Raw genomic sequence first — 19,873 nt, forward strand, 5'->3', positions numbered from 1 at the left:
GCGTGCCGCCGTACCCTTGGGGGTATGGGGTTGGGAAGACCATTCCCGGACACAGCTCTGCCGCTCACTGCTGCACTCGTCAGCGAGCCCCGCTCGCGGGCCCACCCATAAAGGATCACAACGCCGAGACAGCCATGGCCGGTCACGAATTCTTCGAACCCGCGGACCGCAAGCGGCCCGTCGCCGATCCCACGGCGGCCGAGCCCCTGGCGGCGGAAGAGCCACGCCATTCCTGCGACCCCGCCTTCAAGCACGGGGTCGTCGTCGGCTTCGACGGCTCCACGTCCAGCGAGCGCGCCCTGGCGTACGCGATCGGCATGGCCCATCGCTCCGGGTCGGGCCTGATCATCGTCCACGTGGCCAACCGGCTGCCGACCACGGTGTGGGCCGGCTGCGAGCCGCCCGTGTTCGTGGACGTGCCGGACCACCGCACCGAGGTGCTCGGTCTGGAGCTGGCCTGTGCGGACTACCTCGCCGAGGTGCCCTGGATCCTGGTCGAGCGCGGTGGCGACATCTGCCACGAACTCGAAGAGGTCGGCCGGGAGTACGAGGCCGACGCGATCGTCGTCGGGTCGACGCACGGCATCGTGGGCCGGATCTTCGGCTCCGTCGCCGGGCGGCTCGCCAAGCGGGCGCAGCGGCCCGTGGTCGTCATTCCCTGACGGGTCCTGACAGCCAGTCCCTGAGGGGCAGTCAACTTCCTTCCTCTTCTTTCGTGTACGCGTGAATCTACTCGCGCGTAGAGGTGTTTGTGCCCTTGTGAAGGGCATATACGGGACACCGCACAACTGCACATGCACGAAGGGAGCCCGCCGTGGACAAAGACGTCTCCGCGGGAAGCGGAATCACGACCGTGGTCGGTCGACTCGCCCTCGCCCTCACCCTGTTGGCCTTCGGCCTGGGGCATACCGCTGTGATCGACGGCGTGACAGCCGCTGACGCCGTGTCCATCGCCCAGTACGTGGGCGGCATCGCGCTCTTCGTCGCCGGGCTGGTGGCCCTGCGGGAGGGTGACTTCGCCGGCGGTACGGCGTTCTCCGTGCTCGGCGCGCTGTGGTTCACCTGGGCCGTGACCGAGGGCGCGGGCGGCAACGAGGCAGGGCTGTTCCTGCTGTTGTTCGCCCTCGTGGCGCTGTCGCTCACGCTGGCCGGTGGGGACCAGCTCGGTCAGGTGATGTACGGGCTGTTCTTCGTCGCCCTGCTGCTCATGGCGATCGCCGAGTTCGCCGGCAACGACGGGCTCACCAAGGTGGGTGGCTGGTTCGCCGTCGCCGGGGGTGCGGTGGCGTGGTACGCCGCGACGGCGGCGCTGGCGCACTGGCCGACCGTTCTTCCGAGGCGTGCTGCCGGCCGGGGGGTGACGGCCACCGGCTGAAATGGCAGCCGACGCCGGGGTATTGGGCGGCCCCGGCGTAGAAACGGACCCCCTGTGCTTGGTGGCAGCACGTGGGGGTCCGTCCTCTTTTTGCGCCTGAACCGGCGCCGCTCTCGCGGACGTGGTTGCTCGCCGCGGGGGTTCCTCAAGCGTCGCTTCGGTGGTCAGGCCTTACTCCACCGTCACCGACTTGGCCAGGTTCCTCGGCTTGTCGATGTCGCGGCCGAGCGCCAACGCCGTGTGGTAGGCGAGGAGCTGGAGCGGGATGCCCATCAGGATCGGGTCGAGTTCGTCCTCGTTCTTCGGGACGACGATCGTGTCGTCGGCCTTCTCCTGGTGCTGGTGGGCCACCGCGAGGATCCTGCCGCTGCGGGCCTTGATCTCCTCCATGGCAGCGCGGTTCTTCTCCAGGAGGTCGTCGTCGGGGACGATCGCGACCGTGGGGAGGGCCGGCTCGATGAGGGCCAGGGGGCCGTGCTTGAGCTCGGAGGCCGGGTAGGCCTCGGCGTGGATGTAGGAGACCTCCTTGAGCTTCAGGGAGGCCTCGCGGGCCACCGGGTAGCCCCGGACGCGGCCGATGAAGAGCATCGAGCGGGCCTCGGCGAACTGCAGGGCCAGCTTCTTGACGTCCTCCTCGTGCTCCATGATCTCGGCGATCTGCGCGGGGAGCTTGCGCAGGCCCTCGATGATGCGCTTGCCGTCGCGGACCGACAGGTCGCGGGTGCGGCCGAGGTGCAGGGCGAGCAGGGCGAAGGCGACCGTGGTGTTGGTGAAGCACTTGGTGGAGACCACGCAGACCTCCGGCCCGGCGTGCACATAGATGCCGCCGTCGGCCTCGCGGGCGATCGCCGAGCCGACCACGTTCACCACGCCCAGGACGCGGGCGCCCTTGCGCTTCAGCTCCTGCACGGCGGCGAGGACGTCGTAGGTCTCACCGGACTGGGAGACGGCGACGTAGAGGGTGTCGGGGTCGACGACCGCGTTGCGGTAGCGGAACTCCGAGGCCGGCTCGGCGTCGGCGGGGATGCGGGCCAGCTCCTCGATCATCTGGGCGCCGATCATGCCCGCGTGGTACGAGGTGCCGCAGCCGAGGATCTTCACGCGGCGGATCCGCCGGGCCTCGCGGGCGTCCAGGTTCAGGCCGCCGAGGTGCACGGTGGAGAAGCGGTCGTCGATGCGGCCGCGCAGCACGCGGTCCACGGCGTCGGCCTGCTCGTGGATCTCCTTGTGCATGTAGGTGTCGTGGCCGCCCATGTCGTAGGAGGCGGCCTCCCACTCGACCGTGGTGGGCTCGGCCGTGGTGCGGGTGCCCTCCGTGGTGTAGGTGCGGAAGTCGTCGGCCTTGAGGGTGGCCATCTCGCCGTCGTCCAGCGTGACGATCTGGCGGGTGTGGGTGACCAGCGCGGCGATGTCCGAAGCGACGAACATCTCCTTCTCGCCGATGCCGAGGACGACCGGGGAGCCGTTGCGGGCGACCACGATCCGGTCGGGGAAGTCGGCGTGCATGACGGCGATGCCGTACGTGCCCTCGATGAGCCGGAGGGTCTCGCGGACCTTGTCCTCCAGCTTGGTGGCCTGGGAGCGGGCGATGAGGTGGGTGAGGACCTCGGTGTCCGTCTCGGAGAGGAACTCGACGCCGTCCGCCTCCAGCTTGCGGCGCAGGTCGGAGGCGTTGTCGATGATGCCGTTGTGGACGACGGCGACCTTGCCCTCGGCGTCCAGGTGCGGGTGGGCGTTCACGTCGGAGGGGGCGCCGTGGGTGGCCCAGCGGGTGTGGGCGATGCCGGTGGTGCCCTTGAAGCGGGCCGGGACCTTGGCCTCCAGGTCGCGGACGCGGCCCTTGGCCTTGACCATCTTCAGGCCGGAGGTCTTCGGGGACGTGACGACGATGCCCGCGGAGTCGTACCCGCGGTACTCCAGGCGCTGCAGGCCCTCCAGGAGCAGGGGGGCGACGTCACGCTTCCCGATGTAACCGACGATTCCGCACATGTATACGTATTCCTAGCCGTAGACGATGCGCCGCAGCTGCCGGAGTGAGAGTTCCGGCGGTGCCACCGCGCGATACTTGAGGTCCGCCTCGATCCGCTCGAAGATCGCCGCGTTCACCAGGCCCTGGGCCTGGAGCTCGCGGTGGCGGCGACGGACGTACTCCTCGGTCGTCTCGTCGAAGTAGGCGAGCACGTCCTGGATCACGCGCAGCGCCTCGCCTCTACTGAGGGGCGTGGACCGCGTCAGATGATCTACGAGTTCGTCGTGCACTCGCTAGATCCTGGGGCACCGGCGGCGCTTTCGCAAGAATTCTGCCCGGTTTCGGGCAGGAGTCTGTGGAAAGCCGACCGACATCCCGTTGCCCGAGGCGTCGATTTTTTGGACGCGATGGACATTCCTGGTAGGGGCGCACCCGGTTCTCCCGGCGCACCATGATCAGAGACGGTGCCGTTACGTCGCCGTCAAGCTCGGCCAGAACCCCGTCTTCCACCTGCATGCCGGTGACATCGCCTACGGCGACCCGGCCGGCCAGGTCAAGACCTCCGACACCGGCTTCGACTCGCGCGGCCGGTAACGCCCCCGGGCCGTTGCCTCAGCCTCGGGCCGTCACATCCGCTTGAGGACCGCCTGTTTGGCCGCCGTGAACTCGTCGTCCGTCAGCACGCCCGTGCGGTGCAGTTCACCGAGCTCGCGCAGGCGGCGCAGCAGGGCGTCGTGGTCGTCCTCGGCGGGCGCGACCGGAGGGGAAGGCAGTTCCGGTCGCGCCTCCCGCACCTCGGCGGCGGCCTGGGCCGGGTGCGGAAGCCTGGCCTGGACCGCCGCCGCGACCAGTGCCATCAGCGGGTCCTTCTTGAAGCCCCACAGCTCCACGGCGTTGGGGTCGTACTTGGGCGGGGTCTTGGTGGGGGCGTTGCGCACGACGAAGCGGAGGTGGCCGTTCTCCAGGCCGGCCGCCGGGTGCCACTCCACGCCCGTGATGTCGCCGAGCGCGAGCGTGCGGGGGCCGGCGGCGGCCTTGGCGTCCTCCGTCTTCCAGTTCCACTCCAGGCGTATGCGCTCGCCGTCGAAGCTCGCGGTGCCGTCGCCGGCGGAGACCGAGAGCGGCACGGACGGTCCCGGCAGCAGGTACTCGGTCACCGGGTCCGTCGGCACCTGGTCGAGCAGCAGCGCGTTGCGGACTTCGTCCGTGAAGTACTCGGCGACCCCGTATCGGTCGGACTCGACGATCAGCTGGTACGGGTCGTGGGGCTCGGTGAGCCGCCCGCCGGTCGCGTGCAGCAGGGGATCGGCGCCGTCCCGCAGGCGCAGCCGCAGCCTGCCGCTCTTCTTGCCCTGCTCGAACGAGACCCCCGCCAACGCCCCCAGCGGGACGACCAGTTCACCCAGCTCTCTGCGCAGCAGGCTGACGTTCTTGTCCCGCCCGGGGGTCAGCCGCAGGGCGTCGCCGTCGAAGATCCACGAGCCGTCCTTCTGGATGATTTCCGCCATGGGGTGGATTGTTCCATCAGTCTCCCGGGATAGTGGTCCAGACCTCTTGGAGCTCCACGGCTCACGGAAGGGACGGTTTTGTGAGAGACGGTTCCGTAAGACAGCACAGCAGAACGCTTCGCCTTCTCGGATCCCTGCTGCTGGTCGCGGTGGGCGTCTGCGTCACCAAGGCCTCCCCGGCGCAGGCGGCGGCACCCACACCCCTCGACCGGGTCATACCGGCCCCCGCCTCGGTCGCCCCCGGCGGCGCCCCGTACCGCATCACGCGCGGTACGCACATCCGCGTCGACGGCTCCCGGGAGGCGCGGCGCGTCGCCGAGTACCTCGCGGACCTCCTGCGGCCCTCCACCGGCTACCGCCTCCCGATCACGACGTACGGCCAGGGCGGCATCCGACTGCGCCTCGCCGACGGTGACTTCGGCGCCGAGGGCTACCGCCTGAGCAGCACGCCCCGGGCCCTCACGATCAGCGCCGGGACGCCCGCCGGTCTCTTCCACGGCGTGCAGACCCTGCGCCAGCTCCTCCCCGCGGCCGTCGAGAAGGACACGGTCCAGCCCGGCCCGTGGCCGGTCGCCGGCGGCACCGTCGAGGACAGTCCCCGCTACGGCTGGCGCGGCGCCATGCTCGACGTCTCCCGGCACTTCTTCACCGTCGACCAGGTCAAGCGCTACATCGACCAGCTCGCCCTCTACAAGATCAACAAACTGCATCTGCACCTCAGCGACGACCAGGGCTGGCGCATCGCCATCGACTCCTGGCCGCGGCTGGCGACCTACGGCGGTTCGACGGAGGTCGGCGGCGGGCCCGGCGGCTTCTACACCAAGGCCGACTACAAGGAGATCGTGCGGTACGCCGCCTCGCGCTACCTGGAGGTGGTGCCCGAGATCGACATGCCCGGCCACACCAACGCGGCCCTCGCCTCCTACGCCGAGCTGAACTGCGACGGCGTGGCACCGCCGCTGTACACCGGCACCGAGGTCGGCTTCAGCTCGCTGTGCGTCGGCAAGGAGATCACGTACGACTTCGTCGACGACGTGGTCCGGGAACTGGCCGCGCTCACCCCGGGCAGGTACCTGCACATCGGGGGCGACGAGGCGCACTCCACCAGCCACGAGGACTACGTGAAGTTCATGGACCGGGTGCAGCCGGTCGTCGCCAAGTACGGCAAGACGGTCGTCGGCTGGCACCAGCTGACCGGGGCGACCCCGGCGAAGGGCGCGCTCGCGCAGTACTGGGGGCTGGACCGGACGAGCGCGGAGGAGAAGGCGCGGGTCGTGAAGGCCGCGCAGGGCGGGACGGGGGTGATCCTGTCTCCGGCGGACCGGGTGTATCTCGACATGAAGTACACGGAGCAGACACCGCTGGGGTTGTCCTGGGCGGGGTACGTCGAGGTACGGCGGTCCTACGACTGGGACCCGGGGGCGTATCTGCCGGGGCTGCCCGCGGGGGCCGTGCGGGGTGTGGAGGCGCCGATGTGGTCGGAGACCCTGGAGAACTCCGAGCACATCGAGTACATGGCGTTTCCGCGGTTGCCGGGGGTGGCCGAGTTGGGGTGGTCGGCGGCGGGTTCGCGGGACTGGGAGCGGTACAAGGTGCGGCTTGCTGCGCAGGATGAGCGGTGGGATGCCCTGGGTGTTGAGTGGTATCGGTCGCCGCAGGTGCCGTGGGGGGTCGCTGGGCAGTGATGCGGCTGCGGGTGCGTGGGGGCTGGTCGCGCAGTTCCCCACGCCCCTGAAAAGACTGCGCAGTTCCCCGCGCCCCTGAGAGTTCCCCTCTGCCTGAAAAGGACGGGCCCCCGGTGGACCGTACACCGGGGGCCCGTCTGCTTCCGGGTCAGAAGCCCGCGATGGGATTCTTCAGGTTGCCCACCAGCTGGAGGGCGCCCGACGGGTCCGACAGGTCCACCATCTGCTCGTTGTTGCGGAGCTGGAGGCGGTTCAGGCAGGACAGGGCGAACTCGGGGGCGAACATGTCGTACTGCTTGAACTTGTCGGCGAGTTCCGGCATCGACTCCTGGTAGGCGCGGGTGACCTCCGCGACCGTGCGCCAGAAGTCGTCCTCCTCCAGGATTCCCTCGGTGGCGAGGTTCGCCGCGAGGAAGCGGAAGAAGCAGTCGAAGACGTCCGTGAAGATCGACAGGAGTTTCTTGTCCTCCGGGACCTCCACGCGCAGCCGCTCGACCGTCGGCGGCAGCACCGCGTCCGGGTCCATGACCGCGATCTCCTCGGCGATGTCCTTGTAGATCGCCCGCTGCACGACTCCGTCCTTCAGCACGAGGATGACGTTCTCGCCGTGCGGCATGAAGACCAGGTCGTAGGCGTAGAAGCTGTGCAGGAGGGGAGTGAAGTACGCCTGGAGGTAGCGGCGCAGCCACTCCTTCGGGGCGAGGCCCGACCGCTCGATCAGCGCGCCCGCGACGGACGCCCCCTGCTCGTCGACGTGGATCAGCGAGGCCATGGTGGCCGGCTGCTCGCCCTCCTGGAGGGACGGCACCGGGCTCTCCCGCCACAGCGCGGCGAGCATCTTGCGGTACGGCGAGTAGCGGTCGGTCGCCCGCTCGTACTCCAGGTGCCGGTAGCCGACGGCCGCGCGCTCGCGGATGATCGACAGGCCCGTGGACTTCAGCACCGGGTCGCCCTCGATGAGCTGGGCCAGCCAGTCGTTGATCGCCGGGGTGGCCTCCATGTAGGCGGCCGAGAGACCGCGCATGAAGCCCATGTTGATGACGGACAGGGCGGTTTTGACGTAGTGCTTCTCCGGGCTGGTCCGGTTGAAGAACGTCCGGATGGACTGCTGCGCCAGGTACTCGTCGTCGCCCTCGCCCAGGCACACCAGGTGCTTGCGGGCGACCTCGGCGGCGAAGGTGACGGAGAGCTTGTTCCACCACTGCCAGGGGTGGACCGGGATGAACAGGTAGTCGGCGGGGTCGAGGTCCTGGTCGCGCAGGACGGCGTGGAAGCGCTCGACGGTCTCCGCGCCCAGTTCCTCGCGCAGGAAGGACTCGTACTCGATGCCGACGCCGGCCGTGAACGCGGCCCGAGAGCGGTGTGCCGCCAGCCAGACCAGGCGGACCGGGCTCGCCGTCTCGGGGGCGTACGACAGGTACTCGTGGATGCCGAAGCCGAGCCGCCCGTTGTTGGCCACGAAGCAGGGGTGGCCCTCGGTCATCGAGGTCTCGATGGTCTGGAAGTCGGCGCGGGCCAGCTCGGCCGCCGTGGTCTTCGGCTTGGTGAGCTTGTAGCAGGTGCCGGAGAGCGTGGAGGAGATCTCCTCCAGGTAGACGGGCAGGATGCTGTCGCTCAGGCCCAGGGACTTCTGCAGCTCGATGAAGAAGTCCAGGGCGGCGAGGGGGGCTTCGGTGCCGTCCCGGTGGCGGGTGATCGACTCGGCGTCGACCTGCCAGTGGTCGAGGGCCCGGACCGTCGCGGCGAAGGTGTACCGGGTCAGACCGTCGTCGCTGCGGACGACGTACGTGCCCTCGCCGGTGGCCTCCGGCGTGATGAGGCGCTCGTGCGCGAACTCGGCGAGCGCCTTGCGGATCAGGAGGCGGTTGGCCCGTGCCCAGCGGTGGGGGGACAGATGCGCTACGGCGTCGGACAGGGTCATACGGCTACTCCTCGGGCGGCCAGGAACTGTGCGCGCGTGCAGAAGCTGAGCAGCGCGCGCTTCTCCGGCTTCTGGATCTCGCGCTCGGGTACGAACCCGACGGCCTCGTTCAGGGCGTGCACGGCCTTGTTGTCCACGTCGGGCTCGACGACGACGCGCCGCACCGCCGGGTCCTCGAAGAGGTGCTCCATCACGGCGGTGATGACGGACCGGGTGAAGCCGCGCACGGGCGTGTCGGTCGGCGGGGTGAGGAAGTGCATGCCGATGTCGCCCGGCTGCGGCTCGTACAGGCCCACCAGCTCGCGGTGGGCCGGGTCGTACTTCTCCATCAGGAAGGCGGGGACACCGTCCTGGAGGCCGAGCTCGGCGTGGTGGTGCTCGTCGGCCGCGATCTCCATGTAGGCGCGCTCGACGTCCTCCAGTTTCGCGTCCTGCATCATCCAGAAGGCGGCCTTGGGGTGGGTGACCCAGGCGTGCAGGAGCTCGGCGTCCTTCAGCGGGTCGAGGGGGCGGAACGTGAAGGTCATACCGAGAACTCCTGGAACGCGATCGTCTTCTCCACCGGGTAGTACTCGGTGCCGAGCAGCTCGCGGATGATGTACGCGTTCCGGTACGGGCCCATGCCCAGGTCGGGGCTGGTGATGCTGTGCGTGTGGACCCCGGCGTTCTGCAGGAAGACGCCGCGGCCGGTGACGTCGATGGCGTAGTTGCGGGCCACGTCGAAGTTGCCGTGGGAGTCGTAGCGCAGGCGGTCGCGGACCGGCTTGAGGAACTCCGGCTCGGCGTAGCGGTAGCCCGTGGCCAGGATCAGGCCCTCGGAGGTGAGCTCGAAGTCCTTCTCCTGCTCCTCCTGGCGGAAGGACAGGGTGTACGTGCCGTTCTCGTACCGCGCCGCGTTCAGCGAGGAGTTGGTGAGCAGCCGCGTCGGGACCGGGCCGCCGAGGTTCTTCTGGTAGAGCAGGTCGAAGATCTCGTTGATCAGGTCGCCGTCGATGCCCTTGAACAGGCCCTTCTGCTCGGCCGTGAGGCGGTAGCGGGTGGCCTCGGGCAGCTCGCGGAAGTAGTCGACGTACTCCGGGGACGTCATCTCCAGCGTGAGCTTGGTGTACTCCAGCGGGAAGAAGCGCGGGGAGCGGGTGACCCAGTTCAGCTTGTAGCCGTGGACGTCGATCTCGCCGAGCAGGTCGTAGTAGATCTCGGCGGCCGACTGGCCCGAGCCGACCAGCGTGATGGAGTCCTTCTTCTGCAGCTCCGCCTTGTGCTGGAGGTAGCGGGAGTTGTGGATGAAGTCGCCGCCCAGGTCCTGGCAGGCCTCGGGGATGTGGGGCGGGGTGCCGGTGCCGAGGACCAGGTGGCGGGCGCGGTAGGTGTCGCCGGCCGTGGTCCGCACGACGTAGACGTCGTCCTCGTAGGTCACCTCCGCCACCGTCGTGTTGAAGCGGATGCTGCTCAGCTTGTTCGCGGCCCAGCGGCAGTAGTCGTCGTACTCGACCCGCAGCGGGTAGAAGTTCTCCCGGATGTAGAACGAGTACAGCCGGCCCTTCTCCTTCAGGTAGTTCAGGAAGGAGTACGGGGACGTCGGGTCGGCGAGGGTGACCAGGTCCGACATGAACGGCGTCTGCAGGTGGGCGCCGTCGAGGAACATCCCCGCGTGCCACTCGAAGTCGGGCTTCGACTCCAGGAAGACGCCGTCGAGTTCGGCGATGGGCTCGGTCAGGCAGGCCAGGCCGAGGTTGAAGGGGCCGAGCCCGATGCCCACGAAGTCATGGGTTCTGGTCGGGTTGTCAGGACGCGCGGTCAAGGGATTCTCCCAGGTACTGCTCGGCGTGGCCGGCGATCAGGTCGAGGACGGCGGCGATGTCGGACGCCTGCGTCTCGGGGTTGAGCAGGGTGAACTTCAGGTAGTGGCGGCCGCCCACCTTGGTGCCCGCGACGATGGCGTCACCGGAGGCGAACAGGGCCTTGCGGGCGTAGAGGTTGGCGCGGTCGATCTCGGCGGGGTCGGTGACGTTCGCCGGGATGTAGCGGAAGACCAGAGTGGACAGGCTCGGCTCGACCACCACGTCGAAGCGCGGGTCGGCGGCGAGCAGCTTCCAGCCCTCCCGGGCCAGCGCGCACACCTCGTCGAAGAGCTGCCCGATGCCGTCGGCGCCCATGGTGCGCAGCGTCATCCACAGCTTGAGCGCGTCGAAGCGGCGGGTGGTCTGCAGGGACTTGTCCACCTGGTTGGGGATACGTTCCTGCACCATGCGGCGCGGGTTCAGGTACTCCGCGTGGTAGGTGGCGTGGCGCAGCGTCGCGGCGTCCCGGACCAGCACGGCCGAGGAACTGACCGGCTGGAAGAAGGACTTGTGGTAGTCGACGGTGACGGAGTCGGCGCGCTCGATGCCGTTGATGAGGTCGCGGTGCTTGAGAGAGGCGAGGAGGCCGCAGCCGTAGGCGGCGTCGACGTGCATCCAGGTGGTGAACTGCTCGCACAGCTCGGCGATCTCGGGCAGCGGGTCGATCGAGCCGAAGTCGGTGGTCCCGGCGGTGGCGACGACGGCCATGGGGACGAGGCCGTCCTCGGCGCAGCGCTCCAGCTCGCGGGCGAGGGCGACGGTCTGCATGCGCTTGTCGTGGTCGACGGGTATGGAGACCACGGCGTCCTGGCCGAGCCCGAGGAGTTTCGCGGACTTCTTCACGCTGAAGTGGCTGACCTCGGAGGCGAAGATGCGCAGTTTGGCGAGCGTGTCGGTCTTGGCCTCCTCGCGGGCGAGCAGCAGCGCCTGGAGGTTGGACTGGGTGCCGCCGGAGGTGAACACGCCGTCGGCGTTCTCGCCGAGGCCGATGCGGGCCGTCGTCCAGTCGATCAGTTTCCGCTCGATGAGCGTGCCGCCGGCGGACTGGTCCCAGGTGTCCAGGGAGGAGTTCACGGCGGACAGGACGGCCTCGCCGAGCACGGCCGGGATGACGACCGGGCAGTTGAGGTGGGCCAGGTAGCGGGGGTGGTGGAAGTAGATCGCGTCCCGGAGGTAGACCTCCTCCAGTTCGTCGAGCACCGCGGTGGTGTCGTGCAGCGGCTGGTCGAGGTCGATCTCGTCGATGCGGGGAGCGAGGGCGTCGACGGTGACGCCGGTGAACGGCCTTTCGGTGGCGGCGAGTTTGGCGGCCACCCGCTCGACTCCGTCGGTCACGGAGCGGCGGTACTGCTCCGCGGTGGTGTCGTTGAGCAGGTGCGAGCGCATGTGGGGGTCCTCCGGTGGGGACAGTCCGGTGCGGGACAGGGGCGGGCAGAGCCCCGATCTAACTTAGGTAAGCCTAACCTAAGTTGATCGATCGAGGGCCGGGCCCTGCCGTGACCGTGGTCACTCGGATCACGTCGGTCGGTTCGGTTGTGCGGCTATCCCTCGGCCCGCAACTGCTCCTCGCTCACGCCGCGGCGCCAGTAGCCGACGAACGTGACCCGCCGCCGGTCGATCCCGCGCTCGCGCACGAAGTGCCGGCGCAGTTCCTTCACGCAGCCGGACTCGCCGGCGATCCAGACGTACGGGTGTTCGGCGGGCGGGAGTTCTGCGTCACGGAGGGCGTCGAGGGCCATGGGGGAGTTCTCGTCGCCCTGCTCCTCCCGCACGAGCCAGGTGATCTCGGCGTCCGCCTCGGTCACCAGGTCCTGGATGTCCCCGGCGTGCGGCACCTCCAGCCAGACCCGGGCGCGGGTGCCGGCCGGCAGGGACTCGACGATGGCAGAGGCGGCCGGGACGGCGGTCTCGTCGCCCCAGACGACCACCAGGTCGGCGTCCTCCGGCGGGCGGAAACGGATCGCCCGGTTGTCGGCGACGGCCGGACCGAGCAGCAGGACCCGGTCACCGGCGGCGGCCCGGGCCGCCCAGCGGGAGGCGGGCCCGGCCTGGACGGCGGCGCCCGGCTCGATGCCGTGCAGGGCGAAGTCGATGTCGATCTCGTCCGGGTCGCGGCGCAGGGCGCGCAGCGTGTACGAGCGCATCACGGCCCGTACGTCGTCCGGGAGTTCCCGCCAGCCCTGCCACCAGCCGTCGCCCAGTTCGAGCGGGACGACCGGCTCGGGCTGCCCCGGGTGCGGCAGGAACAGGGACAGGGACTGGTCCCGCCCGTCGGAGTGGAAGGCGTGCAGGTCGGGCCCGCCGAAGGTGACCCGGACCAGAGACGGCCCGAGCCGCCTCGTCCGCACGACCTGGAGGGAGAAGAAACGGAACGGGGCGGCTACGGCGGTGGTCATATAAGGCTCCTGAGTTGTCGTCAGGCGGTGGGGGCGCGGCCTCAAGGGGGGCGCACCTCAAGGGGCGCGGGGAACGCGCGCAGCCACACACGGCCCGCACGCGCGATCCCCGCTCAGCCCTCGGGGCGCTCAACGCCTAGCTGACCTTCTTCGCGGTCTCGATGGCCTTCGCCAGGTTCTCCACCAGTGGCACGCACTTGTCGTACGACAGGATCGGCTCGGGCGAGCGCGCGATGACCTGCCCGGCCTTGACCGCGGGCAGCTTCTTCCAGGTCGCCTCGGTGATGTCCGCCGGCTGGATCGTCGAGGAACGGTCGTCCATCATGATGATGTCCGCCGGGTACTTGTCGACGTTCTCCCAGCTCAGGCTCTCGAACCAGCCGCCGGTCTTGGCCTTGGCCTTCTCCGGCGGCTCGACGAAGTTCACGCCGAGGGCCTTGAAGTACTCCAGGTCGACGGAGAAGTTGGTGCCGGAGACGTAGAAGAGCTCCTGGCTCGCGGAACCGGCCATCACCTTGATGTCGGGGTGGGCCTTGGCGGCCTTGCGGAGGCGCTCGGAGGCCTCCTCGAAGCGCTTCTTGGCGTCGGTGGCCTTCGCGGCCTTCATGTCGCCGCCGAGGGACTCGGCCAGCTCCCACATGCGCTGCAGCGGGGCGGTGAGCTGGCGGTCGTAGACGGAGATGCCGACACTCGGGGCGAGCTTGGCGATCTTGTCCTTGGAGGCCTCGGGGACGTACCAGAGGGTGCCGGCCGAGTCGAACATGGTGCTGATCAGCACGTCGGGGGCGAGGGCGGCGTACTTCTCGACGCTGAACTGGTCCCAGGTGTTGCCGAGGATGGTCACCTTGCTGATGTCCATGTCGCCGGCCTGGACGTCGGGCTTGCCGGCCTGCGTCTTGGTGGGGCCGAAGACGCCCTTGACGGAGACGCCGTAGTCGTGGAGGGCGGCGGCGACACCGGTGAACGCGACGATGTTCGCGGGCACCTTGTCGAGCTTGACGGTCTTGCCGCGGTCGTCCTTGAAGGACCAGGGGCCGGACTTGGCGGACGCCGTCGATTCCGAGCCGCCGTCCTTGGAGTCCTCGGTGCCGCACGCGGTCACGAAGGCGCCGAGTCCGAGTGCGCCACCGGCAGCGAGGAGGCCGCGGCGGGAGAAGCGGGCGGTTCTGGCGTTCGACATGGGTGGGTCTGCTTTCGTACGTACGGAGCCACTGCGGGCGCGGCTGTTGGCCACTTGGCTGGAATCAGGCTTAGGTTAGCCTAACCTCAGATCTTGTCCAGGGGGGCCCTCGTATCCGTGCCCGGGGGAGAGGGCGGGGATGCCCGACGGGGTAGTGATCCGGATCACGGCGTAAGGGAGCTTCTCGGCGGCCCCGCCCGCAAGTTACGACGACGGGTCACGGTCCGGGACCGGGCGACGGCCTCTGGGCCTCAGTCGGGGCGTGCATCGGCCCCATGCGCCAGGCAGACCAGCCACATGCTCAGGAAGACCACGAGGGAGTACGCCCCGACCGCCAGCCAGGGTGCCGGTGCACCCGTGGTCCAGAGCGCGAGAGGCAGTGCGCCGGCGCAGGCTGCGCTGACCGGTGCGGCGTGTCGGTAGTGACTGCGGGGTGGGTCGTAACGGTCGAGATCCAAGGGCGCGGGCAGGGCAAGCTTCGGCTCCTTCCTCAGGAAGGCGCTCTGCCTGGCCAGCTGCGCGGCTCTCTGGCCCGCCTGCATGCGGAAATGGGAGTACCTGTCCACGTAGACGAGAGGTGTGGTGAGCTCAAGACCCGACGAGGGTGCGACCTCCCAGCCGTCATGATGTGCCTCCTCGTAGGCGGTGGCAATCTGGTCGGCCAGTTCCCGCCACTCCGCCACGCCCGTGATCTCCGTCAGCTCGGCCAGGCCGGGGAGGATCTCTGTCAGGCATTGTGTGCCGCGCTCCTCGTCGGACTTGCGAGCGGTGAAGAGCGGTATCAGGCGGTCGAGATAGTCGGTGAGGTCAACCCAGCAGGCCGCCGGTCCGTAGCCGAACTTGCGCCTTGAGTTGGGTAGTGACTTGTCGATCTCCTTGAAGAGTTTCTCGGTGTCGCGCAAAGCGCGGCTCCGCGCCAGGTCCTGTTTGGCCTGCACCTCCTCGGCGAGGATCCGCAGACGGTCCGCATTCCGCGCGGCGATTTCCTGGACTGCCTGTGCTTCGCCAGGCCTCTTGGCCAGCGCCTTGCCGCCAGAAGCCTCGAGATGCCGATAGGCCAGGACCCATCTCAGTTCCCAGTACTCGACCTTCTTGGGATCGGCACCCTTGAACCTCAATATCCTGTGCAGGGTGTCAAGCCCCACAAGCCTGTGTCCGTTGCAGATTCTGGACATCTCCGCTTTGCCGAGATGCGCTCCTGAAGTTCCGTAGGAGCTCCCCACAAGTTCTCGCAGCTCCCGAGCGAACTCACGCATGTGCGCATCATGCGCTGTCACGTCCAGGTCGTTCCTCGGCCGCCCCCGCCGCCGAGCCGGCGCCTCGCTCTCGTCCCTGCCGGGACCCCCCTGCCCTGACATGACCTGAGGCTACCCATGGCTTCGAGAACCAAGCAACAATTCTGACCTGCGCTTTCCAACAGGGAGGAATGCACAGGTTCCGCCGCTGACAGCGTGCGGATATGAACGGTGTGGGCCTCGTCGGTGTGGTTGTGGAACAGCCGGCGGGCCGATCACTCACACCGGAGGGACACCATGAGTAACGACCGTCAGCGTTCGCGTGTCGAACGCGTGGACATGATCGTCTTCTTGTCGATTCTGGCTGCTGGTGTTGTACTCACGCTTCTCGGCGTTCCGGCAGGCTCCATCGCCGGCATCGCTGCCGCCCTTGCGGGGCTCTACGGGGCATGGACGGCCGCGCGCGAGCGGCAGCCGTCACCTCGTGATGATCGTAAAGTGGACGACTGTGCCGACTAGACATATCGGCAGTTGATACAGGCCTTTTCGCCGAATGCGGGCCTGGCGTGCTTTGGCATTGTCTGCCCGAGCAACATGGGCATGGAACTTTCGGCCGGCGCCCGCTGTACCTGGATGAGGCCGGGACAGCGGGCGGACGGCGAGGCGCTGACTGCGAGGCCACCCGATTCGAAGGACTCCGTTACATCTCCTTGTGCCCAGCGGTCGAGATCAGCCCTCGAGCCCCAACTCCCGTGCGATGAGCATCCGCTGGACCTCGCTCGTGCCCTCGCCGATCTCCAGGATCTTGGAGTCGCGCCACATGCGGGCGACCGGGTACTCGTTCATGAAGCCGTAGCCGCCGTGGATCTGGGTTGCCTCGCGGGCGTTGTCGACCGCGATGGTGGAGGAGTGCAGCTTGGCGAGGGCCGCCTCCTTCTTGAAGGGTTCGCCGGCGACCAGGCGGGCCGCCGCGTCGCGCCAGGCCAGGCGGGCCGTGTGGGCCTTCATCTCCATGTCGGCGATCTTGAACTGGATGGCCTGGTTGGCGGCGATCGGCTTGCCGAAGGCGTGGCGTTCCTTGGCGTACTTGACCGATTCGTCGACGCAGCCCTGGGCGAGGCCCGTCGCCAGGGCCGCGATCGCGATGCGGCCCTCGTCGAGGATGCGCAGGAACTGGGCGTAGCCGCGGCCCTCCTCGCCCAGGAGGTTCGCCGCCGGGACGCGGACGTCCGAGAAGGACAGCTCGCGGGTGTCCGAGGCGTTCCAGCCGACCTTCGAGTACGGCGCCGCGATCGTGAAGCCCGGGGTGCCGGACGGGACGATGATCGAGGAGATCTGCGGCTTGCCGTCCGGGCTGCGGCCCGTGACCGCCGTGACCGTGACCAGGCCCGTGATGTCCGTGCCCGAGTTGGTGATGAAGCACTTCGTGCCGTTGATGACCCACTCGTTCGTCGACGCGTCCAGCCGGGCCGTCGTACGCGTCGCGCCCGCGTCGCTGCCGCCGTCCGGCTCCGTCAGACCGAACGCGCCCAGCAGTTCGCCCGAGCAGAGGCGGGGGAGCCACTCCCGCTTCTGGGCCTCGGTGCCGTAGCGGTGGATCGGCATCGCGCCGAGCGAGACGCCGGCTTCGAGGGTGATGGCCACCGAGGAGTCGACCCGCGCCAGCTCCTCCAGGGCCACGCCGAGGGCCAGGTAGTCACCGCCCATGCCGCCGTACTCCTCGGGGAACGGCAGGCCGAACAGGCCCATGCGACCCATCTCCCGGACGATCTCGTACGGGAATTCATGCCGCTCGTAGAAGTCGCCGATCTTCGGCGCCACCACCTCGTGCGCGAACTCCTCGACCGTGCGGCGGAGTTCCTCCAGCTCGGGGGAGAGACGGTAATCCATCGTGATCAGTGCTCCTCGGTGTCCTCGTGGGACAGGGCTCGGACGGTGCGGGACGGGCTGGGTCGGCCCAGGCGGGCGGCCATCCACGTGCTCGTGGCGACGAGGCGGCCGAGGTCGATGCCGGTGTCGATGCCGAGGCCCCGCAGCATCCACACGAGGTCTTCGGTGGCGAGGTTGCCGGTCGCCGACTTGGCGTACGGGCAGCCGCCCAGGCCGCCCGCCGAGGCGTCGACGGTGGTCACGCCCTGCTGGAGGGCCGCGAGGGTGTTGGCCAGGGCCTGGCCGTAGGTGTCGTGGAAGTGGACGCCGAGGGCGGACGGCGGGATGCCCGCCTCGTCGAGGGCCGCGAGGAGCGCGACCACATGGCCCGGGGTCGCCACGCCGATCGTGTCGCCGAGGCTCAGTTCGTCGCAGCCCATGTCCGTCAGGGCCCGGCAGACCCGCACCACCTGCGGGATCGGGACCGGGCCCTCCCACGGGTCGCCGAAGCACATGGAGAGGTAGCCGCGGACGTGGACGTCGTCCGCCTTCGCCCGGGTCACCACCGGCTCGAACATCGCCAGGGCCTCGTCCACCGTGCGGTTGAGGTTGGCCTTGGCGAAGGACTCCGTGGCGCTGGCGAAGACCGCGACCCTGCTCGCTCCCAGGGCCAGGGCGCGATCCAGGCCCCTCTCGTTCGGGACGAGGACCGGGAGGGCCACCGGGAGGTCGGCGACCTGAGGGAACAGCTGCTCGGCATCGGCCAGTTGGGGGACCCACTTGGGGTGGACGAAGCTCGTCGCCTCGATCGTCGTCAGGCCCGCGTCGGCCAGGCGGCGGATGAACTCCGCCTTGACCTCCGTCGGGACCGTCGCCTTCTCGTTCTGCAGGCCGTCGCGCGCTCCCACCTCGTGGATGCGGACCCGGGTGGGGAGGTCCCCGGCCGGGACGGCCATCGGGAGTCCTGGGGCTGTCATTCCGCCGCCTCCTCGTGGGGTGCGATGACCGCCAGGACCTCGTCCATGGCGACCGTGCTGCCGGGCGAGACGTCCAGCTCGGTGACCTTGCCCGCGTGCGGCGCGGAGATGACGTGCTCCATCTTCATCGCCTCCACGACGAGCAGGCTCTGACCGGCGCTCACCTCGTCGCCGACGGCCACCTTGACGACCGTCACCGTGCCGGGCATCGGGGCGGTGAGGGAGTCGGCGCCCGCGTGCGCCGCCCGGGTCAGCGACGCCGCGACCGGGTCGTGGTCGCGCACGTGCCAGGCGTCGCCGTCGCGCCCGAGCCAGTCGGCGGCGCGGTGGAAGGTGTGCCGGACGCCGTCCAGGCTCACCGCGACCCGGTCTTCGGTGACCGTGGCCGTGCCGCGCGGGGTGTACTCCAGCGGGTCCTGCACCCGCAGGTGGAAGGCCGGTGGCTTCGGCTCGCCGCCCAGGCGCCAGCCGCTCGGCACCGAGAACGGGTCCGTCCAGCCGCCCGGCTCGGGCTTCAGGGCCTCCAGGCGTACGGCCGCCGCCGCCTCGTAGACCTCCGCGGGGACCTCCGTGGGGACCAGCCCTTCCACCTCCCGCTCCACGAGGCCGGTGTCCATGTCGCCGGAGACCACTGCCGGGTGGGCGAGCAGGCGGCGCAGGAAACCGGCGTTCGTCTGCACGCCGAGCGTGACCGTCTCCGCCAGGGCCGCCCGGAGCTTGCGCAGGGCGGTCGCGCGGTCGGGGCCGTACGCGATGACCTTGGAGAGCATCGGGTCGTAGAGGCTGCCGACCTCCGTGCCCTCCGTGAGGCCCGAGTCGGTGCGGATGCCGTCGCCCTGGGGCTCGCGCAGCCTCAGGACCCGGCCGCCGGAGGGGAGGAAGCCGCGGGCCGGGTCCTCGGCGCAGATCCGGGCCTCCACGGCGTGCCCGGTCAGATGTACGTCCTCCTGCGCGAAGCCGAGGGGCTCCCCGGCCGCGACCCGCAGCTGCCACTCGACCAGGTCCAGGCCCGTGATCAGCTCGGTCACCGGGTGCTCCACCTGGAGGCGGGTGTTCATCTCCATGAAGTAGTACGACGACGGGTCCGTGCCCGGGACGATGAACTCCACCGTGCCCGCGCCCCGGTAGCCGCAGGAGCGGGCCGCCTGGACCGCCGCCTCGCCCATCGCCGCACGCGTCTCCTCGTCGAGGAGCACGCTCGGCGCCTCCTCGATGATCTTCTGGTGGCGGCGCTGGAGGGAGCACTCGCGCTCGCCCAGGTGGACCACGTTGCCGTGGCCGTCGGCCAGGACCTGGATCTCGATGTGGCGGGGGCGGTCGATCCAGCGCTCGACGAGGAGCGTGTCGTCGCCGAAGGAGGCGCGGGCCTCGCGGCGGGCGGAGGCGATCTCGTCCTCCAGGCGGGTCAGGTCCCGCACCAGGCGCATGCCCTTGCCGCCGCCGCCCGCGCTGGGCTTCAGCAGCACCGGCGCGCCCAGCTCGCGGGCCGCCTCCGCCAGGTCCGGGTCGCGGCCCCCGGGGACGACCGGCACGCCCGCGTCCCGGACCGTCTCCTTGGCGCGGATCTTGTCGCCCATCAGCGCGATCGCGTCCGCCGGCGGACCGATGAAGACCAGGCCTGCGTCGGCGCAGGCGCGCGCGAAGGCGGCGTTCTCGGCGAGGAAGCCGTAGCCCGGGTGGACGGCCTGCGCGCCCGTGCGGGCCGCGGCCTCCAGCAGGCGCTCCACCGACAGGTAGCTCTCGGACGCCGGGGCCGGGCCGATCCGCACCGCCGTGTCCGCCTCGCGGACGTGCCGGGCGTCGGCGTCCGCGTCGGAGAAGACGGCCACCGAGCGCACGCCCATCGACCGCAGCGTCCGGATGACGCGTACGGCGATCTCGCCACGGTTGGCCACCAGCACTGTCTCGAACATCGTC

17 protein-coding genes are annotated in these 19,873 nt (G+C 69.6%); 4 read left to right on the top strand and 13 right to left on the bottom strand.

Annotation, left to right across the window (positions count from 1 at the left end; all coding sequences use genetic code 11):
- The first annotated feature begins 134 nt into the window (after positions 1 to 134).
- Positions 135 to 662: a universal stress protein gene (locus tag ACSUPV_RS25835; RefSeq protein ID WP_031114250.1), complete on the top strand. Its 528-nt coding sequence runs from the start codon at positions 135 to 137 to the stop codon at positions 660 to 662.
- 152 nt (positions 663 to 814) lie between these two features.
- Entirely contained in the window at positions 815 to 1,375 is a 561-nt protein-coding gene (locus ACSUPV_RS25840; RefSeq protein ID WP_037769917.1) for a GPR1/FUN34/YaaH family transporter, read from the top strand.
- A gap of 171 nt (positions 1,376 to 1,546) precedes the next feature.
- Here ACSUPV_RS25840 and glmS read toward each other — a convergent pair whose 3' ends face one another.
- The 3 genes from glmS to ACSUPV_RS25855 form a co-directional block, all read right to left on the bottom strand.
- Positions 1,547 to 3,364 carry a glutamine--fructose-6-phosphate transaminase (isomerizing) gene (gene glmS, locus ACSUPV_RS25845; RefSeq protein WP_031114247.1) on the bottom strand — a complete coding sequence of 606 codons (1,818 nt, stop codon included), beginning with the start codon at positions 3,362 to 3,364 and terminating at the stop codon, positions 1,547 to 1,549.
- 12 nt (positions 3,365 to 3,376) lie between these two features.
- On the bottom strand, positions 3,377 to 3,634 hold the full coding sequence (locus tag ACSUPV_RS25850) for a hypothetical protein (protein WP_031114246.1): 258 nt from the start codon (positions 3,632 to 3,634) through the stop codon (positions 3,377 to 3,379).
- Positions 3,635 to 3,970: 336 nt separating this feature from the next.
- Positions 3,971 to 4,852 carry a DUF4429 domain-containing protein gene (locus ACSUPV_RS25855; protein WP_031114243.1) on the bottom strand — a complete coding sequence of 294 codons (882 nt, stop codon included), beginning with the start codon at positions 4,850 to 4,852 and terminating at the stop codon, positions 3,971 to 3,973.
- Positions 4,853 to 4,932: 80 nt separating this feature from the next.
- Between ACSUPV_RS25855 and ACSUPV_RS25860 the strand changes: the two genes are divergently transcribed.
- Positions 4,933 to 6,537, top strand: a complete 1,605-nt coding sequence (locus ACSUPV_RS25860) for a beta-N-acetylhexosaminidase (RefSeq protein WP_436948643.1) — start codon at positions 4,933 to 4,935, stop codon at positions 6,535 to 6,537.
- Positions 6,538 to 6,685: 148 nt separating this feature from the next.
- Here ACSUPV_RS25860 and ACSUPV_RS25865 read toward each other — a convergent pair whose 3' ends face one another.
- From ACSUPV_RS25865 to ACSUPV_RS25895, 7 genes are all read right to left on the bottom strand, one after another.
- On the bottom strand, positions 6,686 to 8,458 hold the full coding sequence (locus ACSUPV_RS25865; protein WP_436948644.1) for an IucA/IucC family protein: 1,773 nt from the start codon (positions 8,456 to 8,458) through the stop codon (positions 6,686 to 6,688).
- Complete coding sequence (locus ACSUPV_RS25870; protein ID WP_031114239.1) at positions 8,455 to 8,985, bottom strand: GNAT family N-acetyltransferase; 531 nt, start codon at positions 8,983 to 8,985, stop codon at positions 8,455 to 8,457. The genes ACSUPV_RS25865 and ACSUPV_RS25870 overlap by 4 nt, the downstream gene beginning before the upstream one ends.
- Positions 8,982 to 10,259: a lysine N(6)-hydroxylase/L-ornithine N(5)-oxygenase family protein gene (locus ACSUPV_RS25875; RefSeq protein WP_037769924.1), complete on the bottom strand. Its 1,278-nt coding sequence runs from the start codon at positions 10,257 to 10,259 to the stop codon at positions 8,982 to 8,984. The genes ACSUPV_RS25870 and ACSUPV_RS25875 overlap by 4 nt, the downstream gene beginning before the upstream one ends.
- Positions 10,243 to 11,685, bottom strand: a complete 1,443-nt coding sequence (gene desA, locus ACSUPV_RS25880) for a lysine decarboxylase DesA (RefSeq protein WP_031114236.1) — start codon at positions 11,683 to 11,685, stop codon at positions 10,243 to 10,245. Before desA ends, ACSUPV_RS25875 begins: the two co-directional genes overlap by 17 nt.
- Before the next feature lie 155 nt (positions 11,686 to 11,840).
- Positions 11,841 to 12,695, bottom strand: a complete 855-nt coding sequence (locus ACSUPV_RS25885) for a siderophore-interacting protein (RefSeq protein ID WP_436948645.1) — start codon at positions 12,693 to 12,695, stop codon at positions 11,841 to 11,843.
- 136 nt (positions 12,696 to 12,831) lie between these two features.
- Positions 12,832 to 13,875 carry an ABC transporter substrate-binding protein gene (locus tag ACSUPV_RS25890; RefSeq protein ID WP_031114233.1) on the bottom strand — a complete coding sequence of 348 codons (1,044 nt, stop codon included), beginning with the start codon at positions 13,873 to 13,875 and terminating at the stop codon, positions 12,832 to 12,834.
- A 251-nt stretch (positions 13,876 to 14,126) separates the two neighbouring features.
- Positions 14,127 to 15,131, bottom strand: coding sequence for a hypothetical protein (locus ACSUPV_RS25895; RefSeq protein ID WP_382609540.1), 1,005 nt, complete (start codon positions 15,129 to 15,131; stop codon positions 14,127 to 14,129).
- A gap of 276 nt (positions 15,132 to 15,407) precedes the next feature.
- Here ACSUPV_RS25895 and ACSUPV_RS25900 point away from each other — a divergent pair, with 276 nt between their 5' ends.
- The gene (locus ACSUPV_RS25900; RefSeq protein WP_359790036.1) at positions 15,408 to 15,629 is read left to right on the top strand and encodes a hypothetical protein; all 222 of its coding nucleotides are present in this window, start codon (positions 15,408 to 15,410) and stop codon (positions 15,627 to 15,629) included.
- Positions 15,630 to 15,839: 210 nt separating this feature from the next.
- Here ACSUPV_RS25900 and ACSUPV_RS25905 read toward each other — a convergent pair whose 3' ends face one another.
- Genes ACSUPV_RS25905 through ACSUPV_RS25915 form a run of 3 tightly spaced genes read right to left on the bottom strand, consistent with a single transcriptional unit; the run spans position 15,840 to position 19,869 of the window.
- Positions 15,840 to 17,000 (bottom strand): acyl-CoA dehydrogenase family protein, encoded by a 1,161-nt coding sequence (locus ACSUPV_RS25905; RefSeq protein WP_436948646.1) that lies wholly within the window; start codon positions 16,998 to 17,000, stop codon positions 15,840 to 15,842.
- Positions 17,001 to 17,005: 5 nt separating this feature from the next.
- Positions 17,006 to 17,956 (bottom strand): hydroxymethylglutaryl-CoA lyase, encoded by a 951-nt coding sequence (locus ACSUPV_RS25910; RefSeq protein ID WP_031114229.1) that lies wholly within the window; start codon positions 17,954 to 17,956, stop codon positions 17,006 to 17,008.
- On the bottom strand, positions 17,953 to 19,869 hold the full coding sequence (locus ACSUPV_RS25915; RefSeq protein ID WP_436948647.1) for an acetyl/propionyl/methylcrotonyl-CoA carboxylase subunit alpha: 1,917 nt from the start codon (positions 19,867 to 19,869) through the stop codon (positions 17,953 to 17,955). Before ACSUPV_RS25915 ends, ACSUPV_RS25910 begins: the two co-directional genes overlap by 4 nt.
- Between the last annotated feature and the right edge of the window lie 4 nt (positions 19,870 to 19,873).

The sequence above is a fragment of the Streptomyces sp. SudanB52_2052 genome (genome assembly GCF_964272415.1).
GTDB classification, from domain to species: domain Bacteria; phylum Actinomycetota; class Actinomycetes; order Streptomycetales; family Streptomycetaceae; genus Streptomyces; species Streptomyces olindensis.

Coding starts and splice junctions, on each gene's coding strand:
- ACSUPV_RS25910 (WP_031114229.1), bottom strand. CDS start 17,956: ATGACAGCCCCAGGACTCCCGATGGCCGTCCCGGCCGGGGACCTCCCC.
- glmS (WP_031114247.1), bottom strand. CDS start 3,364: ATGTGCGGAATCGTCGGTTACATCGGGAAGCGTGACGTCGCCCCCCTG.
- ACSUPV_RS25915 (WP_436948647.1), bottom strand. CDS start 19,869: ATGTTCGAGACAGTGCTGGTGGCCAACCGTGGCGAGATCGCCGTACGC.
- desA (WP_031114236.1), bottom strand. CDS start 11,685: ATGCGCTCGCACCTGCTCAACGACACCACCGCGGAGCAGTACCGCCGC.
- ACSUPV_RS25900 (WP_359790036.1), top strand. CDS start 15,408: ATGAGTAACGACCGTCAGCGTTCGCGTGTCGAACGCGTGGACATGATC.
- ACSUPV_RS25835 (WP_031114250.1), top strand. CDS start 135: ATGGCCGGTCACGAATTCTTCGAACCCGCGGACCGCAAGCGGCCCGTC.
- ACSUPV_RS25905 (WP_436948646.1), bottom strand. CDS start 17,000: ATGGATTACCGTCTCTCCCCCGAGCTGGAGGAACTCCGCCGCACGGTC.
- ACSUPV_RS25890 (WP_031114233.1), bottom strand. CDS start 13,875: ATGTCGAACGCCAGAACCGCCCGCTTCTCCCGCCGCGGCCTCCTCGCT.
- ACSUPV_RS25865 (WP_436948644.1), bottom strand. CDS start 8,458: ATGACCCTGTCCGACGCCGTAGCGCATCTGTCCCCCCACCGCTGGGCA.
- ACSUPV_RS25895 (WP_382609540.1), bottom strand. CDS start 15,131: ATGCGTGAGTTCGCTCGGGAGCTGCGAGAACTTGTGGGGAGCTCCTAC.
- ACSUPV_RS25870 (WP_031114239.1), bottom strand. CDS start 8,985: ATGACCTTCACGTTCCGCCCCCTCGACCCGCTGAAGGACGCCGAGCTC.
- ACSUPV_RS25855 (WP_031114243.1), bottom strand. CDS start 4,852: ATGGCGGAAATCATCCAGAAGGACGGCTCGTGGATCTTCGACGGCGAC.
- ACSUPV_RS25885 (WP_436948645.1), bottom strand. CDS start 12,695: ATGACCACCGCCGTAGCCGCCCCGTTCCGTTTCTTCTCCCTCCAGGTC.